This window comes from Caballeronia sp. GAWG2-1 (assembly GCF_023631405.1).
GTDB lineage: Bacteria > Pseudomonadota > Gammaproteobacteria > Burkholderiales > Burkholderiaceae > Caballeronia.
In genome coordinates this window covers 422,400-443,599 of sequence record NZ_JALQDD010000006.1, presented here as the reverse complement: position 1 = coordinate 443,599, position 21,200 = coordinate 422,400, and the positions used below count along the sequence as shown (strand labels likewise).

At 64.4% G+C, this 21,200-nt stretch carries 16 protein-coding genes; 6 read left to right on the top strand and 10 right to left on the bottom strand.

Annotated elements, in window-relative coordinates:
* From NCR98_RS04450 to NCR98_RS04405, 10 genes are all read right to left on the bottom strand, one after another.
* The gene (locus tag NCR98_RS04450) at window positions 1-1,980 is read right to left on the bottom strand and encodes a DNA topoisomerase IV subunit B (RefSeq protein ID WP_244827487.1); all 1,980 of its coding nucleotides are present in this window, start codon (window positions 1,978-1,980) and stop codon (window positions 1-3) included.
* Window positions 1,981-2,315: 335 nt separating this feature from the next.
* Window positions 2,316-4,250 carry an ATP-binding cassette domain-containing protein gene (locus NCR98_RS04445; protein ID WP_250525593.1) on the bottom strand — a complete coding sequence of 645 codons (1,935 nt, stop codon included), beginning with the start codon at window positions 4,248-4,250 and terminating at the stop codon, window positions 2,316-2,318.
* A 314-nt stretch (window positions 4,251-4,564) separates the two neighbouring features.
* Window positions 4,565-4,924: a DUF4399 domain-containing protein gene (locus tag NCR98_RS04440; RefSeq protein WP_244827998.1), complete on the bottom strand. Its 360-nt coding sequence runs from the start codon at window positions 4,922-4,924 to the stop codon at window positions 4,565-4,567.
* 187 nt (window positions 4,925-5,111) lie between these two features.
* Window positions 5,112-5,846, bottom strand: coding sequence for a class I SAM-dependent methyltransferase (locus NCR98_RS04435; protein WP_250508790.1), 735 nt, complete (start codon window positions 5,844-5,846; stop codon window positions 5,112-5,114).
* Between the two features lie 116 nt (window positions 5,847-5,962).
* Complete coding sequence (locus NCR98_RS04430; RefSeq protein ID WP_250464137.1) at window positions 5,963-6,763, bottom strand: bestrophin-like domain; 801 nt, start codon at window positions 6,761-6,763, stop codon at window positions 5,963-5,965.
* 129 nt (window positions 6,764-6,892) lie between these two features.
* On the bottom strand, window positions 6,893-7,861 hold the full coding sequence (locus NCR98_RS04425; RefSeq protein ID WP_250525592.1) for a SphA family protein: 969 nt from the start codon (window positions 7,859-7,861) through the stop codon (window positions 6,893-6,895).
* A 79-nt stretch (window positions 7,862-7,940) separates the two neighbouring features.
* The gene (locus NCR98_RS04420; RefSeq protein WP_250525591.1) at window positions 7,941-10,520 is read right to left on the bottom strand and encodes a fused MFS/spermidine synthase; all 2,580 of its coding nucleotides are present in this window, start codon (window positions 10,518-10,520) and stop codon (window positions 7,941-7,943) included.
* An 18-nt stretch (window positions 10,521-10,538) separates the two neighbouring features.
* Window positions 10,539-12,203 (bottom strand): arylsulfatase, encoded by a 1,665-nt coding sequence (locus tag NCR98_RS04415; protein WP_250525590.1) that lies wholly within the window; start codon window positions 12,201-12,203, stop codon window positions 10,539-10,541.
* Window positions 12,204-12,246: 43 nt separating this feature from the next.
* Window positions 12,247-13,320 carry an HAD family hydrolase gene (locus NCR98_RS04410; protein WP_250525589.1) on the bottom strand — a complete coding sequence of 358 codons (1,074 nt, stop codon included), beginning with the start codon at window positions 13,318-13,320 and terminating at the stop codon, window positions 12,247-12,249.
* A 45-nt stretch (window positions 13,321-13,365) separates the two neighbouring features.
* Window positions 13,366-14,574 carry a formylglycine-generating enzyme family protein gene (locus tag NCR98_RS04405; RefSeq protein WP_502799710.1) on the bottom strand — a complete coding sequence of 403 codons (1,209 nt, stop codon included), beginning with the start codon at window positions 14,572-14,574 and terminating at the stop codon, window positions 13,366-13,368.
* 240 nt (window positions 14,575-14,814) lie between these two features.
* Here NCR98_RS04405 and NCR98_RS04400 point away from each other — a divergent pair, with 240 nt between their 5' ends.
* From NCR98_RS04400 to NCR98_RS04375, 6 genes are read left to right on the top strand one after another with little or no spacing between them, the layout of a single operon-like run.
* On the top strand, window positions 14,815-15,774 hold the full coding sequence (locus NCR98_RS04400; protein WP_250508786.1) for an AAA family ATPase: 960 nt from the start codon (window positions 14,815-14,817) through the stop codon (window positions 15,772-15,774).
* A gap of 18 nt (window positions 15,775-15,792) precedes the next feature.
* On the top strand, window positions 15,793-16,776 hold the full coding sequence (locus NCR98_RS04395; RefSeq protein WP_250525588.1) for a DUF58 domain-containing protein: 984 nt from the start codon (window positions 15,793-15,795) through the stop codon (window positions 16,774-16,776).
* Window positions 16,773-17,288: a DUF4381 domain-containing protein gene (locus NCR98_RS04390; RefSeq protein WP_250464125.1), complete on the top strand. Its 516-nt coding sequence runs from the start codon at window positions 16,773-16,775 to the stop codon at window positions 17,286-17,288. Before NCR98_RS04395 ends, NCR98_RS04390 begins: the two co-directional genes overlap by 4 nt.
* Window positions 17,275-18,288, top strand: a complete 1,014-nt coding sequence (locus tag NCR98_RS04385; RefSeq protein WP_250525587.1) for a vWA domain-containing protein — start codon at window positions 17,275-17,277, stop codon at window positions 18,286-18,288. The genes NCR98_RS04390 and NCR98_RS04385 overlap by 14 nt, the downstream gene beginning before the upstream one ends.
* Before the next feature lies 1 nt (window position 18,289).
* A complete protein-coding gene (locus NCR98_RS04380) occupies window positions 18,290-19,870 on the top strand; it encodes a vWA domain-containing protein (protein WP_250525586.1) in 1,581 nt (526 codons plus the stop codon).
* On the top strand, window positions 19,870-21,192 hold the full coding sequence (locus tag NCR98_RS04375) for a hypothetical protein (RefSeq protein ID WP_250525645.1): 1,323 nt from the start codon (window positions 19,870-19,872) through the stop codon (window positions 21,190-21,192). The genes NCR98_RS04380 and NCR98_RS04375 overlap by 1 nt, the downstream gene beginning before the upstream one ends.
* Window positions 21,193-21,200: the final 8 nt, after the last annotated feature.

The following is a 21,200-nucleotide window of genomic DNA, read 5'->3' as shown; positions in this document are numbered from 1 at the left end:
TCAGATGTCCGCTTCCACTTCGTTGCCCTTCTCTTCGAGCCAGCTTCTGCGCGACGCGGCTTCGCCCTTGCCCATCAGCATGGTCATGCGCGAGACGGTGAGATCGAAGCCGAGATCGCCCAGGCCGACCGGCAGCAAACGGCGCGTGTCGGGGTTCATGGTCGTGTCCCAGAGCTGTTCCGCGCTCATTTCGCCGAGGCCCTTGAAGCGGCTGATGGTCCATGCGGTTTCGCGCACGCCGTCCTTGCGCAGCTTGTCTAGAATGGCTTCGAGTTCGCCTTCGTCGAGCGCGTAGAGTTTCTGCGCGGGCTTCTTGCCGCGCGCGGGGGCATCGACACGAAAGAGCGGCGGACGCGCCACATGCACGTGACCGCGTTCGATCAGTTGCGGGAAGTGCTTGAAGAAAAGCGTGAGCAAGAGCACCTGAATGTGCGAGCCGTCGACGTCCGCGTCCGAGAGAATGCAGATCTTGCCGTAGCGCAGATTCGACAGGTCGATCTTGTCGTCCGGACTATGCGGATCGACGCCGATCGCCACGGCGATGTCATGCACTTCGTTGTTCGCGAAAAGCCGGTCGCGTTCCGTTTCCCACGTGTTCAACACCTTGCCACGCAAGGGCAGGATGGCCTGGAACTCCTTGTCGCGGCCCATTTTCGCGGAGCCGCCCGCCGAATCGCCCTCGACAAGAAAGAGTTCGTTACGCGCGATATCCGTCGATTCGCAATCCGTCAGCTTGCCCGGCAGCACCGCGACGCCCGAACTCTTGCGCTTCTCGACCTTCTGCCCGGCACGTGTACGCGCCTGCGCCTGGCGAATCACCAGTTCCGCGAGCTTCTTGCCGTATTCCACGTGCTGGTTGAGCCACAATTCGAGCGCCGGACGCGAGAACGACGAAACGAGTTTCACGGCATCGCGACTGTTCAGGCGTTCCTTGATCTGGCCTTGGAACTGCGGATCGAGCACTTTCGCGGAGAGCACGAACGACACGCGCGCGAACACGTCCTCGGCGAGAAGTTTCACGCCCTTCGGCTGAAGGTTATGAAGCTCGACGAAACTTTTAACCGCCTGAAAGAGCCCGTCGCGCAGGCCGGATTCGTGCGTGCCGCCCGCGGGCGTCGGGATCAGATTGACGTAAGACTCGCGCAGAAGCGGCCCTTCCTCGCTCCACGCGACGACCCACGACGCGCCCTCGCCTTCGGCGAAGGTTTCCTCGCTGGAACGCGAGCTTTCCGCGAAACGTTCGCCTTCGAAAAGCGGGATCAGCAAGTCGCTGCCGCCCATGCCTTCGAGCAGATAGCCGCGCAAACCGTCTTCGTATCGCCACGATTGCCGTTCGCCCGTTTTCTCGATGACGAGCGCCACTTCCACGCCCGGCAGCAAGACGGCTTTAGAACGCAACAGGCGCTGCAGTTCGCCGAGCGGGAAATTCGGGGAGTCGAAGTACTTGGGATTGGGCCATGCGCGCACGCGCGTGCCCGTCTTTTTCGCGCCCCGGTCGCCGGGGCGCGTGACGAGTTGCTCGATGACGTCGCCATTGGCGAACGCCAGTTGCGCGATCTTGTTGTCGCGCCAGACCGTGACTTCGAGGCGCGTGGCAAGCGCGTTCGTGACCGAAACGCCCACGCCGTGCAGCCCGCCGGAAAACGTGTAGGCGCCGCCCGCGGCCTTGTCGAATTTGCCGCCCGCGTGCAAGCGCGTGAACACGATTTCGACCACCGGCACGCCTTCTTCCGGATGCAGGCCGAACGGAATGCCACGGCCGTCGTCCTCGACGGACACGGAGTTGTCCGTATGAAGCGTGACGGTGATCTGCTTGCCGTAGCCGCCGAGCGCCTCGTCGGACGCGTTGTCGATGACTTCCTGAATGATATGCAGCGGGTTCTCGGTGCGCGTGTACATGCCGGGCCGCTGCTTGACCGGCTCGAGCCCCTTGAGAACCTTGATCGATGCTTCGCTGTAGCCGGCCGCTTTCGCGCTCATCGCGCGCTCTCGTTGCGCTGCGCGGTGTTGCGTGCCTGCCTCGGCCGCGCTGGATTTTTTCGTGGTCATAGTTGAACGTTGACCCGGCATCGTGCGTGCTCGCGGGAATGCCACGACATGCGCCCGAAGTGCCGGCGAATGCTTGATCGATTGCTCGAAACGTTATCTGCCTGGCCGGATGTGCTCGTGCGGAGCGCTCGCCCCGCCCGCCGATCCTTGGCCGCGCTAGGAGAATAGCGGTTTTCGTCCGCGCCGCCCACATCGGACGAATAAAAGGCCAGCCCTGACCGCGCCGATTTCGCGCGGTCGCGGCCAGGCATGCTGAAATGCGTGTGTTACTTGCGCTTGGCTTCGAGCTCTTCCCAGCGCTCGAGCGCAACCATGAGTTCCTCGTCGATCGCTGCGTGCCGCTCCGAAAGACGCGCGCCTTCCTTGGCGTCCTTCGCGAAGATCGAACCGTCTTCCAGCTGCGCGCCGATGCGCTTTTGCTCCTGTTCCAGTTCCGCGATGCGCACCGGCAGCGCTTCCAGCTCGCGCTGTTCCTTGAACGACATCTTGACGCTGCGTTGCGCGTTGCGGCCGGCCGCGCTTTCCTTCGGCGCGTCGTCCTTCGTCGCTTCCTTCGCGCTCTGACGCGCGGCTTCCTCGGCGATACGCTCCGAACGTTCGCGCTGAATCTGCCAGTCCGAGAAGCCGCCGACATACTCGCGCCACTTGCCGCCGCCTTCCGCGGCGAACACGGACGTCACCACGTTGTCGAGAAAAGCGCGGTCGTGACTCACGAGCAGCACGGTGCCGTCGTATTCCGCGAGCAGTTCTTCGAGCAGTTCGAGCGTGGGAATGTCGAGATCGTTGGTCGGCTCATCCAGCACGAGCACGTTGGCGGGCCGCGCAAAGAGCCGCGCAAGCAGCAGCCGATTGCGCTCGCCGCCCGACAGCGAGCGCACCGGCGAGCGCGCGCGTTCCGGTGCGAACAGGAAGTCGCCGAGATAGCTCATCACGTGCTTCTTCACGCCGTTCACTTCGACCCATTCGCTGCCGGGGCTGATGGTGTCGGCGAGCGATTTGTCGAGATCGAGCTGTGCGCGCATCTGATCGAAATACGCCGCCTGAATGTTCGTGCCGGTACGCACGCGCCCTTCGTCGGGCTGCAATTCGCCGAGAATCAGCTTGAGCAGCGTCGTCTTGCCCGCGCCGTTCGGCCCGACGAACCCGATCTTGTCGCCGCGCATGACGGTGGCCGTGAAGGCATCGACGACGGTGCGCCCGCCAAAGCGTTTGGTTACATCGGTCAGTTCGGAGACGATCTTGCCGGATTTCTCGCCCTGCCCGACATCCAGCTTGACGTTGCCTTGCACGTTGCGGCGTTCGGCGCGTTCGTTGCGCATCTCGACGAGCCGCGCAATGCGTCCGACACTGCGCGTGCGGCGTGCTTCCACGCCCTTGCGAATCCACACTTCTTCCTGCGCGAGCAGTTTGTCGAACTTCGCCGCTTCCACCTGTTCGACTTCGAGTTGCTGCGCCTTTCTCGTCTGGTACGCGCTGAAGTTGCCGGGATACGACAAGAGCCGCCCGCGATCCAGTTCGACGATGCGTGTAGCCACGCGATCCAGAAACGCGCGATCGTGCGTGATGAACAGCAGCCCTGTGCGCAGTGTCACGAGCAGGTCTTCCAGCCAGCGGATGCCGTCGAAGTCGAGATGGTTGGTCGGTTCGTCGAGCAAGAGCACGTCGGGCTGCACGACGAGCGCGCGGGCCAGGGCGACACGCTTTTTCATGCCGCCGGACAGCGCGCCCGAACGCGCGTCGCCGTTGAGACCGATCTGCGCGAGCGTGGTCGCGACGCGATTGCGCCAGTTCCAGGCATCGCGCAAATCGAGCGCCGATTGCAGCGCGTTCATGCGCGAGAGCAAGGCGTCGTGCTGCGCGCCTTCGGGGGTATCCGCGAGTTCGTGGGCGACGGCGTCGTATTCGTCGAGGAGCGCGCGTGCTTCGGTCAGGCCGGAGGCGACGACATCGAACACGGTGGCGTCGAGATCGAATTCGGGTTCCTGCGGCACATAGACCGTGGAGAGTTCGTTCTGACGCGTGACGAGACCGTCGTCGGGCGCGGCGAGCCCCGCCACGATCTTGAGTAGCGACGACTTGCCCGCGCCGTTGCGGCCGATCAGACCGACGCGTTCACCCGCTTCGAGCGAAAAATCCGCGTGATCGAGCAATGCGACGTGACCGAACGCGAGCTGCGCGTCCGTAATGGAATAAAGCGACATGGGGATGGATGCGAACAGTGCGATACCGGGGAAGCGGCCATTGTACCGATGTTAGGCCCGAGGGTTGGGGCGCTGGCTGAATGGACGAGGATGGCGAGTCGGAAACGCGGCGTGCGCGCGCGGTCGTCGGCGAAGGCCCTGGCCGTATGGATGAGGGCGGCGGCGTGGCTGGTCCGAAACGCATGGGACGTCGATGCGGCCGATGCAATCGTCGGCTGGATGCGGATGCGGCGTGCCGGTGTAGGGACGAAAGAAGCGCGGCGGCAGCCTCGGCCATTCCGCAAGGAATCGCCGCTGCCCCCGCCGCCATCACGTTACTTCACATGAACCTTGATCGTGGAACTCATCTCCGGCCCATACGACTTGTGCTGGCCGTCGCCGAACTGCATGGTGAGCGTGTGATCGCCCGGCGGCAGCTTCACATCGGCTTCCGTCTGGCCTTTACCGAAGTGCAGCGAGGTATCGTTCGCGGGAATCACGGTGCCCTTGGGCAAAGGACCGCTGTCGATGAGCAGATGGTGATGTCCGGTGCCTTCCGTCATCGTGCCGGCTGGCGCGATCTTCATGCCGTCCACGCCGAACTTCACATGCACGGGGCTCGTGACGGTGGCGCCGTCCTTCGGCTCCACGAAGTAGACGCGCGACGATTGCGCATGTGCCGCGCCAGCGAGCATCGAGAGCGCGAATGCGCCGGGCAATAGCGCTTTCGAGAGCGTTTTCTTAAGCATCGTGTTCTCCTTGTCGATAAACCGGCCGATTGCGCGAGCCTTCGCGCCGAGGCCGCGACCAAGGATACACCGCGTGTCGTGAAGTTGTCGTGGCTACTCGCCACGCCTACGTGGCGCGCTCGCTTCCGAGCGTTCACGACGCCACGGCGATCAACTCGGGACTCTCGTCCGTCACCGGCGCACGATCCCAGTTTCCATACCAATCGATCTGCGCAAAACCCGCGTCATCGAGCAGGCGCGCCAACTCATCGCGCGAGCGAAAGCGCAACTCGCTCTTTGTGGATAGCGTCTCGCCATCGTCGAAACGATAGTGCGTCGTGAAGGCCGCGCGTGCGCTGATTAGCGGATCGGGGGTCGCGTGGAGTTCCTGCCACACTTCGACGCCGCGGCCATCCGGCCCGCTCACGCGACGTCGCGAATGCTCCGGCGTCCATCGCTCCCACGCGCGCGCATGGGGATTGCGGCTTTCGAAGGCGATGCGTCCGCCACGACGCACCGCCCGGCGCGCGGCCACGAGCGTGGCGAGAAAGGTGGCGTCGTCGAGAAAGACTTGCGCGACGTGACCCGTCATCAACAAGAGATCGGCAGGGGCGACGAACGGCAAGGCGGAGGCGTCGCCTTCGATCCACGTCACGCGCTCGCCATGCGCACGCGCGCGCGCAACGCGCAACATCGGCGCGGAAGGATCGATGCCCGTGACCTTGTAGCCGCGCATCGCCAATTCGCAGGCGAGCAAGCCCGTGCCGCAGCCCAGATCGACGATATGTCCCGCCGATTCGGCTAGCGCGAGATAAAACGCGGTATCGGCGGCGGCGGGATTGAGCGCGTCGTAGAGCGCGACGATGCGTGGATCAGCGTAACTGGACATGAGCGGCTCTGTAGGCGAACGAGTGATGGAGCGCGACGAAGCGCCGCTCAGCGTAACAGGAGATTAGCGCTTCTCGTCGGCGAGCGCGACGAAGCACGCGTCAGCGTAACCGGAGATTAGCGGCTCTGATAAGCCAGCGCGTCGCGCATCGGTTGGCTGTGCACCATGATCGGACCGGAGAACGGCGTGTCGAGATCGAGGATCACGAGCACCGCCGAGGCGATCGACAGCGCGCCCAGCGTGATCGTCACGAGCGACAGCGCGTTGCGCGGCGCGATCAGCCCGAAGCACAGAAAGATGATGAGCAGCCAGCCGACGAGAATCCGGTCGAACGGATAGGAGATCGACCCATGCGCTTCCTCGACGAGCTTCCAGCGCAGCGCAATGAGGTCTTCGAAGCGCGTCGCGCATTCGTCGGCGAGGCGCTGGTGGTAGGCATCGCCCGGTGCGAGCATGCGCACTTCATGCTGGCCACGATTGAGCAATTCGCCGAGTGTGCGGCTCGCGAGATTGTCGGCTCCGCCAAGCGATGTGCCGACCGCCGGATAATCGCCCAAGGGCGGCGCTTCGTCGGGCCAGGTGCTGGCGATCGCCGCAGCGGTGTACGAGCGCAAGAGCGCACGTGCGCGCTCAAGGTCGGCGCCGTAATCGCGCATGGTGTGATCGAGTTCGATGATCGATGTCGCGTAGCTGCGCAAGTCGGTGTTGGTGGTATCGAAGACCGTTTTCGCGGATGCCGTCAGCAAGCCGAGCACGAGCGCCGCGAAGGTCACCAGCATGCCGACCAGCAGTTGCACGAGTTGCACGGTCTCCTGCGCCTTGTGCTCCTCGGGCAGCAACGGCCGGACGATCGCGCCCAAGCCGGTGCTTGCGAGCAGCAACGCGAAAACGAGGACGGCGGATTCGACTTCAGTCATGAGCGCATGGGTCGTGGGCGCGGCGGCGCAACGGTTCGCCGCATTATCGACCAGAAAGCAGGCGCGGTGCAGTTGAAAAAACGCCGGGGACGCAGCGTTTCGACTCGTCGATCGAAGGGCGGCCGCGGCCTAGAAAGCGACGGACATGGTCGCCATCACGCTCGCCGTGCTCTTCAACCGGTTCGTGCTTGCAATCGACGGCACCCATCGCAAGCTCGCCGACAACGGGCGCTTGCCGTCGATCTTGGTGTCGTAGGTGAGGATCGGACCCATCGAAAAGTCGTGCCCCCGAAAGCCGTTCAGCCTGTCCGCGAGCGGTCCCGAGTCGTTGCCCAACTGCTGAACCGTTCCGAGCACGAGGCCAACCCCCAGGCCGTTCGAGAACTTCTTCAGTCCCATTGCATCCAGCGTGAACAATGGCGCGTTCTGATAATCGGTTGCGGTGTTTCGCGTATAGAACTGGAGACCGGCCACGACGTCGAATTCGAGTCCGTATTTCGGCATCAACTGGGTGAACGCGACCTGCGGGACGAAGGTCCAGTTATTCAGGCTGGGATTGGCGAGCGCGTTCGCATCGTAGTGACCGGTGGGCGCCCAGAAATTGAAGCTGAGCGCGATATGCGCCGTCTGGGAAAAGTGATACCCGGCCACGATAGGCGTGAAGTAAAGGTCGAACAGATTCGACGCGCGGTCGCTGCTCGTCGTTCCGAAACGCCCCGCCGAAAACGATGCCGTCACTTCGGTCCATACGTACGGAACCGTGATTCCCGATGCGAAGTCCCATCCCGCAAAGCCGCCCCATACCTTGAGCACCGTCGCGAGCGTGAAGGCGACTTGCCCGTCGATCCCGAGCGAGGTCTTGCCGGCAATCGGGACCTGACGGTTGCCGCTGATGGAACCATCGATATAAATTTGCTGCAGACTCACCAGCGTCAGCGGCTCTGGCGGAACAATGCCGATTCCGGACAGCACGCTCATGCCCGCAACGGGCCGCCCCAACGCGCCCTCGGTCGCACGCGAGGATAAAGGCAGCAGGCAGACGCCGACCACGAAAAGCGCCACGGCGAGGCGATGCCAATGGACTCGGAGAGCATGCATGAGGTGGTGTGTCGGTAACGTCATGCCGGTTCATCGCCTCTAGAAAAAACAACGATTTCACGCAAGCAAGATGCGGCGCTCAGTCGTGCGCGCCGAGCACCCAGCGGTAATACGGGTTCGCCTGGTCGGCGCTCAGCACCGCGCGAATTTCCCCCACCCATGCGTTGCGGTCGCCACGATACGCATCGAGTCCCGCCCGGTAAAACGCATGCAGTGTGTCGCGCTCGCTGTGCAGCGCGTCGGTGAATCCGGCGTCGCCGTTTGCGAGCGGCGGCTCGCTCTGCAACGCCAGCAAGCGCGTCAGCGTCGCCGGAAAATCCGTCGGCTCGACCCACGGCGCGTATTCGATGCGCGGATCGTCGTCGGTGACGGGGCGGGCATCGGCGGCATAGTAGGCAAGTGCGGGGCCGTCCGCGACATAAGTTGCAAGAAGCGCTTCCGCCGAGCCGATGCCCACCTCGTTCAACGCGCGCGCTACGTCGGGCTGTGCCAAGCGCTCGCGAATGCGCGGCACGTCGAGCGTCAACGGCTCCCTGGAGCCGATCAGCATCATCTCGTGGAACTCGGTCGTGAAGAGCGCGGCATGCGGAAACACCTGCATGAAGCTGCGGATGAGCGAGCGCGTTTCCTGCTCGTTTTGCGTCGCGATTGGCAACCATTGCGCGACGATACCGCGCTCGTTCAACCGCGCCGCCGCGAGCCGGTAGAACTGAGTCGAATACAGGTTCACCACGCCCGCCGCCGATGGCGGCGGCGGTTCGAGCGTCACGAGGTCGTAGCGTTCATCGCGCGACAGCAGTTCGCGCCTGCCATCTCCGGCTCGAAGTTCGATGCGCGGATCGGCGCTCACGTCGTAATTGCCCGCGAACGCCGGCGACGCGCGCACGACCGCCGGCAACAATTCGGCGACCACCCGTTTTTCGAGGCCCGGCCACGCGAGCAGCGCGCCCGCCGTGATACCCGTGCCGAGTCCGATGACGAGCGCGGAACGCGGCGCACCGGCATGCACGATGAGCGGCAGCAGCGCTTGCAGACGCATGTAGCGCAGCGACGTCATGGCGTCGCCCGAGTTCGAGACACCTTGAATGTAGAGACGGCGGAACCGTTGCGCCTCAGGGCCTTGTTCGAGCACGGCGACCGTCCCGCCCGAGCTTTCCTCGTAATAGGCAAGGCTGCCGTGATGCGCCTTGGCGAGCAGCACGCCAAGCCGGTCGGATGGCACGACGATCGAGACGGCAACCGAGATCGCCGCAATACCCGCGCTTGCCCAGATGCCGGCCTTTTGTGCGGAGCGCGCGCTCAGTGCCGCCGATAAGCCGATCAGACTCGCCGCGACCGCAAGCAAGCCGAGCGAGCGGATCAGACCGAGCGACGGAATCAGCACGAAACCCGCAAACAGCGTCCCGCCGATGCCGCCCGCGGTATTCATCGCGACGACGCGCCCTACCCGGCTTGCGATGCCGCTTCCGTGCGCGGTGTCCCCATCGGCGGCCATGGCGAGCGCGAAAGGGAACGCCGCGCCGAGCAAGATCGTCGGCACGAGCACGATCACGCATGCGGCGACGGCAAAGCCCGCGCTCATCGACGCGAGCATGTTGCCCGTCACGCTCAGGCCGAAGTCGGCTGCGTGACGCTGGGCGAGCGAAAGCCAGTCGCCCACGCATGCGACGCCCGCGAACGCGGCCAGACCCGCCAACGCGATCAGCACGCCGAATGCGCTCCACGGGTCGCGTATCCGTTGGGCATGGCGCGCCGCGATCGCGCTGCCGAGCGCAAGACCGAGCAAATACGTGGCGAGCACGATGGAAAAAGCGAAGCTGCGCGTGCTGACGAATTGCCCGATGGCCTGCGACCAGATCACCTCGTAGCCGAGCGCGATGCCACCCGCGACGGCATAGAGCGCAATGGCGATGCGCGAGCCGGAGGAACCGGCGCTGGCGCGCGCGGCGGGATCATCGAGCGAACCGTTCTGCACGGCGGCGCGGCGCATGAGCAACATTGCACCGATCGCGGCGCAGGCGTTGAGAAGCGCGGCCGCATACGCGCTGCCCTGCACGCCTAGCAAAGGAATCAGCACGAACACCGGCAGCAACGCGCCAGCGATGGCGCCCGCGGTATTGGCCGCGTACAACCGCCCGCCCGCGCTACCGATGTCTTGCCGCGACGCGCCGGTTGCACGCATGAGGACGGGCAAAGTGCCGCCCATCGCGATGGCAGGCGCGCCGACCAGCGCGAACGGCACGAACCACGCAAGCGGCCCGGCGCGCTCTTGCAGCGTCGCGAAGAGCGCGGCCGAGTGCGCCAGCGCGTGCGTCGCGCCCGGACCGAGGCCAAGCACGGCGAGTTCCAGTCCCGCGTACAGCAACCACGGCCGCATGCTCCGGTCGGCGAGCTTGCCGAAGAGCCATCCGCCGAGCGCGAGTCCCGCAAAGAACGCACTGATCGCAACGGTCACGGCCTGCACTTCGATGCCGACCACGAGCGTGAGTTGCCGCACCCACAACACCTGGTAGATCAGCGCCGCGCCGCCCGATGCAAACAACAGCAACGCAGGCCACGCGAGACGCATGGTGCTCGCGTGATGCGCATCGGCGCTGGCCGGTGCGCGGCGGCTTGCCTTGGTCCGGGCGGATTTGATCGCGGCGCTCAGATCTGTCATCGTCTCTCGGCTCCCGGATCACTTGCCCGCGCTTTCGATGCTCTTCATCAAGTTGTCGGTCATCTGGTCGATACTGAAGCTGCTGGGCCGTTGAGCGGGCGGATATTGCTTGAACGTCGCGAGGAACGGCGCGACCTTCGAGACGGCGTATTGCGCGATATACACGTTCTTCGTGGTCCAGTCGTAATACTGGTCGGAGACGATATCGGCGCGCTCGTAAGGGTCCATGCGCAGATTGAAGATTTTCGGCACGCGCAGACACGTGAACGGGTTCGCCCACACTTCATAACCGCCCGGCTGGCGCTGCTCGCAGAAGACCACCTTCCAGTCGTCCTGGCGCATCGCGACGAGCAGGCCATCGTCGTTGAAGTAAAAGAACTCGTGACGTGGCGCGTCCTTCGTCTGGCCTGTGAGATACGGCACGAAGTTATAGCCGTCCAGATGCACCTTGAAGGTCTTGCCGCCGATCGCCGCGCCCTTGAGCAAGCGGTCGGCAATGCCGTTGTCGCCCGCGGCGGCGACCAGCGTCGGGAACCAGTCGAGGCCCGAGATCATCTGCCGCGAAACCGTCCCCGGCTTGATCTTGCCGGGCCAGCGGATGATCGCGGGCACCCGGAACGCGCCTTCCCAGTTGGTGTTTTTCTCGCTGCGGAAAGGCGTGGTGGCGGCATCCGGCCATGAGAACTGGTTCGGCCCGTTGTCCGTCGTATAGACGACGATGGTGTTGTCCGCGATCTTCATGTCGTCGAGCGCCTTGAGCAGCTTGCCGACGTCGTTGTCATGCTCGATCATGCCGTCGGCGTATTCGTTGCCCGGCATGCCGCTTTGACCGAGCATGGATGGCCGCACGTGCGTGAACAAATGCATGCGCGTCGTGTTCATCCACACGAAGAAAGGCTTGTTGGCCTTGTTCTGGCGCTGCATGAAGTCGATCGCGGCGCTCGTCGTTTCGTCGTCGATCGTCTCCATGCGTTTGGTGTTGAGCGGACCCGTGTCCTGCACGCGGCCATCCGCGAACGAATGGATCACGCCGCGCGGCGCGTTCGCCTTGACCCACGCCGTGTCGTTCTTCGGATAATAAGGACGCTCCGGTTCTTCCTCGGCGTTCAGGTGATACAGGTTGCCGAAGAACTCGTCGAAGCCGTGCTTGGTGGGCAAGTACTGATCGCGGTCGCCGAGATGGTTCTTGCCGAACTGGCCGGTCGCATAGCCGAGCGGCTTGAGCGCCTCGGCAATGGTGATGTTCTGCGCCTGCAGGCCGACGTCCGCGCCGGGAATGCCCACTTTCGACAGCCCCGTGCGCAAGGTGACTTCGCCCGTGATGAAGGTCGAACGGCCCGCCGTGCAGCTGTTCTCCGCGTAGTAGTCGGTGAAGAGCATGCCCTCGTTGGCTATGCGATCGATGTTCGGCGTTTCGTAGCCAACCACGCCTTTGCTATATGCGCTGATATTGGTCTGCCCGATATCGTCGCCGAAGATCACGAGAATGTTGGGCTTCTTCCCATTCTGATTATTGTTCTGCGCGGCGGCGGGCGCGGGAGCCGGCGCGGGTTTCGCGGGCTTCGCCGCGTTCGGCGTCTGCGCGGTCGAGACGATCGGCGGGACGATCAGCACGCAGATCGCCGCGAGCGCCGCGAGCGCGCCGGTGATATAGCGGAAGCGTCGGAGTTGCGGCTTGGTCATCGTGATTCTCCTTGAGCGCCATACGTCTTTCGCGCGTCGCCCGTCATGGCGCGCTTGCCGGATAAACCGCCTTCCAGTCGTTCTTCATGCTCACGACGATCCACCCGCGCGCGAGCGCCTCGTCCCATGCGCGGTCGAGCTTGCCGATCTTCGACTGGCGGTCGTAGGCGAATTCGCGCGCCGCGTCGTCGTGATGCACGATCAGTTCGAGATGCGGCCCGTCCTGCGCGGCCGTGTATTGCAGCATCTGCAAGTCGCCGTCCGAGTTGCCGAACGCGAGCACGGGCTTCCTGCCGATGTTCCGGTAGATGCCGACGGGCTTGCCGGGACCGTCGTCGACGAAATCGAGCTTCGGTTCGCGCACGAGCGCGGGCTTGCCGTCGCGCACGACGTACTTCACGAGCTGGCTCGACCCGATCACCTGTTCGGGCGGAATGCCGTAGACCTGTTCGGCGAACACGCGCATGAATTCGATCGTTCCTCCGGACACGATGAAAGTCTTGAAGCCATTCGCCCGCAAATAGTCGAGCAGTTCGAGTTGCGGCTGATAGACGAGCGCGGTGTACGGACGCCCGAGCGTCGGATGCTTCGATGTTGCGAGCCACGCGCGAATGGCGCTGTCGTATTCATCGACCGTCATGCCGCTGTTCGCCACCGCGAGCAGTTTCAGCAATGCTTTTTGCTGGCCCGCGAGCGCGGCCTTGTCGCCCGATGCCAACGCCTTGAACGCCGGGTCGCCGCGCCACTCCGGATGGTTCGGCGCGGCCGCCTTCACTTCATCGAGCATGAAGGCAAACTGAAAATAGATAGGCTGTTCGCTCCACAACGTACCGTCGTTATCGAACACGGCGATACGTCGCGCGGGCGGCAAATAGGTTGGCGATCCTTCGCGCGTGACGGTTTGCACGAAGTCGATGAGCGCTTGCCGAGCGCGGCCGCCGCGCCACGACGGCAGAACGCCTTGCGCCGTCTGCGCGGTGCTGGCGCTCACGCCGGCGCTGGCCTGCGCGGACGCGTCGTTGCCGGAGCGCGCGCAGCCCGCCAGGAGCACCGCGAACGCGGCAGTCAGCAGCGCGGCCCGCACGCCAGCAAGAATGTGTCGAAGTCCCCGCCGCACTCGACTCTCCTTTCGCGAAAGCAATGTGTTGCCGCGCCGATGCGTTCAGCGAGCGGCGGTCCGAGTCGGATTCGCCGGCGATGCGCCATGCGCCGCTTGCCAGACGTCCTTATCCACCACGAGCCTGAAACCGAGGTGCGACATGCTGTTGTAGGGGTCGGTGCCGCGCCGCGCGCTTGGCCGATAGCTCAGGCAGTAGTCTTCGTTGCACAGAAACGAACCGCCGCGCGTAACGCGTTTGGGCGCTTCCACGGGAACGCCGGGATCGGCCGGGTCCCATGAACTGGCCGGGCCCGCGGGCTCGTTGACCACCCCGCCTATCGATGCCTCGCGCCTGAACTGATCGGCCCGGTACCAGTCGGCTACCCATTGCCACGCGTTGCCGGCCATGTCGGAGAGTCCGTAGCCGTTGGCCGGAAAACTCCCCACGCGGCTCGTCCCGGCCGCGCCGCCCGCTTTCGCGTTGACGACGGGGAACGGCTGCTTTTCCTGGCCTTGCCAGACGTTGGCCATTTGCTTGCCGTCGGGTGCGAACTGGTTACCCCAGGAATAGGTCGCCTGATCGAGCCCGCCGCGCGCGGCAAATTCCCATTCGGCTTCGGTGGGCAGGCGCTTGCCCGCCCATTTGGCATAGGCCTCGGCGTCTTCGTAGGAGACCTGCACGACGGGATGATCGTCCTTGCCATCGATATTGCTCGACGGCCCCGAGGGATGCCGCCAGTCCGCGCCCGGCACGAAGCGCCACCAGCGCGAATAGTCTTGCAGAGACACCTGTTCCCGTGTGCCGACGAACACCATCGCGCCCGGCGTGAGCGCACTGTCCGGCGGACGCGCCGTGCCGGGTGGCAACTGCACCCGGAGCGTCTCCCAGTCGGGTTTCTTTTCAGCGGTGGTGATGTAGTGCGTGGCCGCCACGAACGCGCCGAATTCGGCGTTCGTCACGTGATGCTCGTCCATCCAGAAACCGTGAACGCGCACCGTATGCGCCGGACGTTCGTTGGCTTGCGCGAGCTTGCTGTCGCTGCCCATCTGGAATTCGCCGCCAGGTATCCACGCCATGCCTTTCGGGCCGCTCACGCCGTCGCCGAGGACGGCATGGACCATCGGCCTGGCGGGCTCGCGCAGCGCGCGGCTCACCGCGAATCCGACGAGCGCCGGACATAGCAGCACGAGCACGGCCCACAGCGCCATGCGCCTTGCGTTGAATTCCGAGCTTCGCCCGGCCGCGTTGTGATTCACCGGTATGTTCGCCATTGCCGTCACCCCGACCGTGTCGCATGGGAGCCAACACAATGGAGCCACCAATATACGAACGAATAAATGTTAGCAATCTTTTTTTCGAGCGATGCCGCAAACGGTAGGCATCCTTGCGAAAGGGCCGACACGGCTTTGACGAAACCGCCTTGCTTTAGTAACTTGTGCAGCACGTGTTCAGACAGCTTCGGGATCATCGCATCAGCAACGCGTGCGCGTTGCACTCTTAGCGAGCGAGCCATGCAAGACCTCATCCGGCGATTCGAGACGAGCATCGGGCAAGCGGTGATCGGCCAGGAGGCCGTCGTGCGCCAGATTCTCATTGCGCTTTTCGCGGATGGGCACGTGCTGCTCGAGAGCCTTCCGGGTCTCGCAAAGACACGTACCGTCAAGGCCATCGCGGCGCGTCTGGCCGCCACGATGAAGCGCATCCAGTTCACGCCCGATCTGCTGCCCTCGGATATCACGGGCGGCGAGACGCTTCTGCAATCGGGCAACGAACGCACGCTCTCGTTCCAGCCGGGTCCCATCTTCGGCAATCTGATTCTCGCGGACGAAATCAACCGCGCGCCCGCCAAGGTTCAATCCGCGCTGCTCGAAGCCATGGAAGAGCGGCAAATTTCAATCTCCGGCAAGACGTACCCGCTGCCGGAGCTCTTCCTCGTGATGGCGACGCAGAATCCCATCGAACAGGAAGGCACTTATCCCCTGCCGGAAGCGCAGATGGACCGTTTTCTCATGAAGGTGCTGATCGGTTATGCGTCGCCCCGGAGCGAGGCGGACATGCTGCGCTTGCTGCGTCGCGAAAGCGAGGGCGCGCCGGCCGCCATGGAAACGCTGACGCAGGAAGCTGTGTTCGCCGCGCGCGAGGCCGTCCGGCGCGTCGCGGTGGCGCCGGCCATCGACGAATACATCGTATCGATTGTCAACGCGACGCGTCACGGCGGCGCGCTCGATGCCGACCTCGGCAAATGGATCGAAGTCGGAGCGAGCCCGCGCGGCGCAATCGGACTGGATCGGGCGAGCCGCGTGCATGCATGGCTCGACGAGCGCGATTTCGTCACGCCAGACGACGTGCGCGCGGTCATCCATCCGGTGCTGCGGCATCGTTTGCTGCTGTCCTACGATGCGACCGCCGACAAGGTCGGCGCCGACCACGTGATCGACCGGCTAGTGGAGAAAGTGGCCGTGCCAGCTTGAGCCCGGAGGGAACCCGCGATGCTGCACGACACAGCAGACGTTCATGGCCCGCCCGCTTCGGCCATCGGCAGCGTTTATGTGGATGCCGCGCATCTCGCCGGGCTCGAAGGCCGCGCGCGGGGTTTGAGCTTCGTCGCGCCCGCGCCCGTAACGAGCATCTTGTCGGGACGGCAAGCGTCGCGCATGCGCGGACGCGGCCTGAATTTCGAGGAACTGCGCGGCTATTTGCCCGGCGACGACATACGCCATCTCGACTGGCGCGTGAGCCTGCGCACGGGCAAGCCGCATGTGCGGGTCTATACCGAGGAGCGCGATCGGCCGCTTCTGGTCATCGTCGATCAGCGCATGAACATGTTCTTCGGATCGAGCCGTGCGCTCAAGTCCGTGGTCGCGGCCGAAGCGGCGGCGCTCGCCGTGTGGATGGCGTTTGCCGCCGGGGATCGCGTGGGCGGCGTCGTGTTCGGCGACGAAGAAGTGGTCCGCGTGCGTCCGTTGCGAAGTCGCGCGCGCATCGACTTGCTGTTCGGCGCCATCGCGCGGATGAACGCGTCGTTGCATGCCGAGAGTCTCGCGCGAACGAATTACGCGCAACTCAATGCGGCGCTCGAAGGCGTGTTGCAGATCGCATCGCACGACTTTCTGGTGTGCATCATGAGCGACTTTGCAGGCGCCGATGAACGCACGCGCCGGCTGCTCCGGCAGATTGCCGCGCATAACGACGTGATCGCGGCGCTCGTCTTCGATCCGCTCTGGCAAGGCATGCCCGAGCATCGCGCGCTGGTGGTGAGCGAAGGACGCTTGCAAGTGGAACTGCGCATGGAAAACGAACGCGTGCGTGCGCCGCTCGCCAGCCTCTTCAAGGGCCGCGCGGCAGCGATTGCGGAGCTATTGCGCACGAGCGGCGTGCCGTTGATGGCGTTATCGACCGCCGAACCGGTCGTCGATCAGGTGCGGCGCTTATTCGGCGAGCGCGTGCGTCGCGCGGCGCAAGGCGGCCTATGACCACGCCGCTCATGCCCGCCGACACGCCCGCCGCGTTGCAGGCGCTGCGCGAGTTACCGTTGCCCGAGCCCGTGTCGTATATGCCGCGGACCATCGGCTGGCTTTTCGTGCTTGTCTTGCTCGCGGCGTTGGCGGCGCTCGCCGGATGGTTCGCCTGGCGTCGGCATGAAAGGAGCCGCTACCGGCGCGAGGCGCTTGCCGAACTGGCGCGCATCGAAGCGAAGCTTGCCGACGAAGCAAGCCGTGCGGCCGCGCTTGCCGAGATCGCGCCGCTCATCAAACGTACCGCGCTTGCCGCCGCGCCGCGCGGGCAAGTGGCCGCGCTCACCGGCGCAACCTGGCTTGCATTTCTGCGCGCCACGCACGGTCACTTCGACGATGCGAGCGGCGCGCTGCTTTTCACCGCGACATATGCGCCGCAAGCGCGACTCGCCGCCATCACGCGACAGGACGCCGACCGTCTCGTTCACGCGGCGCGCGACTGGATCGAGCATCATCATGTGGAAGTTTGAGTACGTGTGGATGTTCGCGCTGCTGCCCTTGCCCCTCTTCGTGTGGTGGCTGGCGCCCGCGTATCGCACGACATCGACAGCCGTGCGCATGCCGTTCTTTCAGGAAATGGCCCATGCTGCCGGCGAGAAACCCGCGCCTGGCGGCGTGCGTCTGCGCCGCAACTGGCTGCAGCGCTTGCTCATGCCCGTGCTCTGGATTTTGCTGCTGGTTGCGGCGGCGCGGCCGGTGTTCCTCGAACCGCCCGTCACGCACGAGTTGCCCGCGCGTGACTTGCTGCTTGCGATCGACCTGTCGCAATCGATGAGCGAGCGCGATTTCATCGATGGCGCGACCGGCGAACGGCTCGATCGCCTGAGCGCGGTCAAGCGCGTAGTCGCCGATTTCATTGCGAAGCGCAAGGGCGACCGCATCGGCCTGATCGTGTTCGGCGACGGTGCTTATCCGCAAGCGCCGCTGACGCTCGATCAAGACAGCGTGCTGATGCTGCTCGACGCCATGCGCATTGGCATGGCGGGACCGCGCACGGCTATCGGCGACGCGATCGGGCTGGCGGTCAGACTCATGGAAAACACGCCCGCGCAGGAAAAGGTGCTGATTCTGCTCACCGATGGCAACGACACCGCAAGCGCCATCGCGCCCACGCAGGCCGCGCAGATTGCGAAGCATCACGGCATCGTGGTGCACACCATCGGCATCGGCGATCCGCAGACCGAAGGCGAGGACAAGGTCGATCTCGACGCGCTGACGCGCATTGCCCGGACGACTGGCGGGACGTCGTTCCATGCGATGGGCCGCGCGGAAGACATCGCGTCCGTGTACGCGCAGATCGACAAGATGACGCCGGAAAAGATCACGCGCGAGGTGTACAGACCGCGCCGGGAGTTCTACTGGCTGGCGCTCGCGCTCGCGGTGTCGCTCTTTTCGCTGTATCACGGCATTGCCTGTCTCGTTGCGCTCTTGCGCGCGCCGCGTCGCGTGCCCGGGGAGATCGGAGCTTGATATGGCTATCGATCTGACGGCTTTTCACTTCCTGCGCCCGTTATGGCTCTTGCTGCTCATTCCAGCCGTGCTATTACCGTTTGCGTGGTTGCGTCGTAACGATGTGCGTTCGCGCTGGCGCAACATCATCGCGCCGCATTTGCTGGAGCATCTGATCGTCGGCGAGCGTGCGAAGCGTGGTTTGCAGCCGATCCATTCGTTGGCCGCGCTGATCGCCTTATCCGCCATTGCCGTGGCGGGGCCGACGTGGCAACAGGAACGTCCGCCCTTCGATCGGGACAAGGCGCCGCTCATGATCGTCCTCGAACTCGCGCGTTCGATGGATGCAACCGATGTCGCGCCAAGCCGTATCGAACGGGCAAGGCAAAAGGTGCTCGATCTCGCGGCAGCGCGCAAAGGCGCGCGCACCGGGCTGCTGGTGTTCGCAGCGAGCGCGCATCTCGTCGTGCCGCCCACGGAAGATCCCGCCTTGCTCGGGCTTTATGTGCCTGCGCTCGCGCCCGAATTGATGCCGCATGACGGCAAGAACGCCGCTGCCGGCCTGGCGCTTGCGGAGCGTGTCTTGCAGAAGGCCGACGACGCAGCGGGCACGATCGTCTTCATGAGCGACGGTTTCGATGAAAGCCATACGGATGATTTCGTTCGGATGGCGAAAGAATCGCGCCACCAGTTGCTTTGGCTCGCGGTCGGCACGGAACGCGGCGGCGCGATCCGTGGAGCGCACGGCGAAATCGCGACTGACGAAGCGGGCCGCCCTGTCACCGGCACGTTCGATGCAGCCGCCATCCGCAAAATCACGCAAGCGGCTTCGATTCCGCTTGCAAGCATGCGCGCGGACGATGACGACGTGCAATGGGTGCAGCACCGTGCGCAGGTGTATCTCGAAGCGGCGCAGGATTCGAAGATCGTGCCGCGCTGGAAGGAATCGGGCTACTGGCTGCTCGCGCCGATTCTCGTCATCGCCTTGTATTGCTTCAGGCGCGGCTGGACGGTGAAGTGGCTGCCGATCATACTAGTTGCGCTTTCAATGGCTTACTTTCCCAGGCAGGCGCAGGCCGCGTCGTTCGAGTGGCTCGATCTCTTCGCAACGCATGATCAGCAGGGTCGCTACAGCTTCGAACATGGCGACTACAAGCGTGCCGCCGCGCGTTTCGACGATCCCATGTGGAAAGGCCGCGCACAGTATCTTGCCGGCGACTTTGCCGGCGCACTCGATACGTTCACCCGACTCGACACGCCGGACGCGTTGTTCTATGTCGGCAACACGCTCGCGCGGATGAAAGATTACGCGGGCGCGATGAAGGCTTACGACGCCGCGATTGCGCATCGCGCGGGGTTCGCGGAGGCGCGTGCAAATCGGAAGCTGGTACAGATGCTCATCGAGGACGACGAGCAGAGTGACGAATCGACCACGCAGAAGCCCGATCAGGTCGAGACGGACAAGAAGAAGATCAAAGGCGGCCAGCGCGTGCTGGTCGAGCAACAGCGTCCATCGGAGGAAACGTGGATGCGTAATCTGAATACATCGCCCGCGGCGTTTTTGCATCAGCGCTTCGAACAGGAAGCAGGAGCGAGCCCGTGATGCGATTGCTCCTCGCGATAGGGTTCGTCATTCTCTCGAACGTGTTTTCGATCGCTCACGCGGACGATGCGCCCCGAACCATGTTGCGCGCGCATCTCGAACCGGCTGGCAAGGTGGTGGCGGGCAGCGCGGCGCAACTCGTCGTCGATGCGCTCACGACCACATGGTTCACGGCCGCGCCGGACTGGCCGCTGTTCGACGTGCACGATGCGTTCGTCACGTTGCCTGACGAGAGTGCGCAGAATCTTTCGGAGACCATGGACGGTGTGCGCTGGTTCGGGGTCCGGCGCGTCTATCGAATCGTGCCGCGCGCGGCGGGCACTTTCGATGTGCCGCCGTTCGCCATCACGCTGCATCCCGGCGGCGCCGACGGACCGGTCACGCTTACGACGCCCCGGCTGGAGTTGGTCGCAAGCGTGCCGGCGGGGGCCGAAGACATGGCGTCGTTTTTCCCCACGCCAAAGCTTACCGTGACGCAAAGAATCGAACCTTCGGACGGCAAGCTGGAAATCGGCGGCACCTTGACGCGTGCCGTCACGGAGCGCGCGGAAGGCACCGAGTCGATGCTTATTCCACCGCTCGCTTTTGCGGACATCCCCGGATTGCGCCGTTATTCGAAGCCGCCGGTAACCCGCAATATCACGCAGGACCGTTCGGGATTCGTCGCGGGCGAGCGCACGGATACGGTCGCGTATCTCGTCGAGCGTCCGGGAACGTACACGCTGCCGGCAATCGATATCGAATGGTGGAACACGACCACTCGCGCGCGCGAAAAGATTCATCTTCCGGCGCTCAGCTTTCGCGCGCATGCAGCGAGCGAACGGCCGCTTTGGGACATTCCGGGCGGCCTGGCGCGGCATACGGTGATCTACCTCGATGAGAGAGATGTCATGTATGCGTGTGTCGCTCTGGCGGCTATGGCGCTCGCGATCTGGTTTTATCCGCGCATGCGTGTACTGATCGAGCGCGGCTGGCGCCGGTGGGCGGCGTGGCGCAAAGCACGCGCGGAAGGCGAGTTCGCCGCGTGGCACGCGCTTCGAAAGGCCGCGAGCGCGGGCAGCATGTCGCGCATCGTTCCGGCGCTCTACCGATGGATGGACGTCAACCCGCGTTATCCGCGTCCGGCGCGGCTTCGCAATATCGGCGAGTTCGAACCGAGCGACTTGAAGCGACTAGCGGATTCGGCCATCGTTCATTATCAGGGCACGGGTCGCGCCGATGAAGCGCCACCCACACGTCTGCGCCGTCACACGAAGTTTTGGCGAAGTCGGAGAACGAAGCGCCCGGCGCTGGCTCCGCTCAACGACAACGAAGATCGGTAGAACCGACT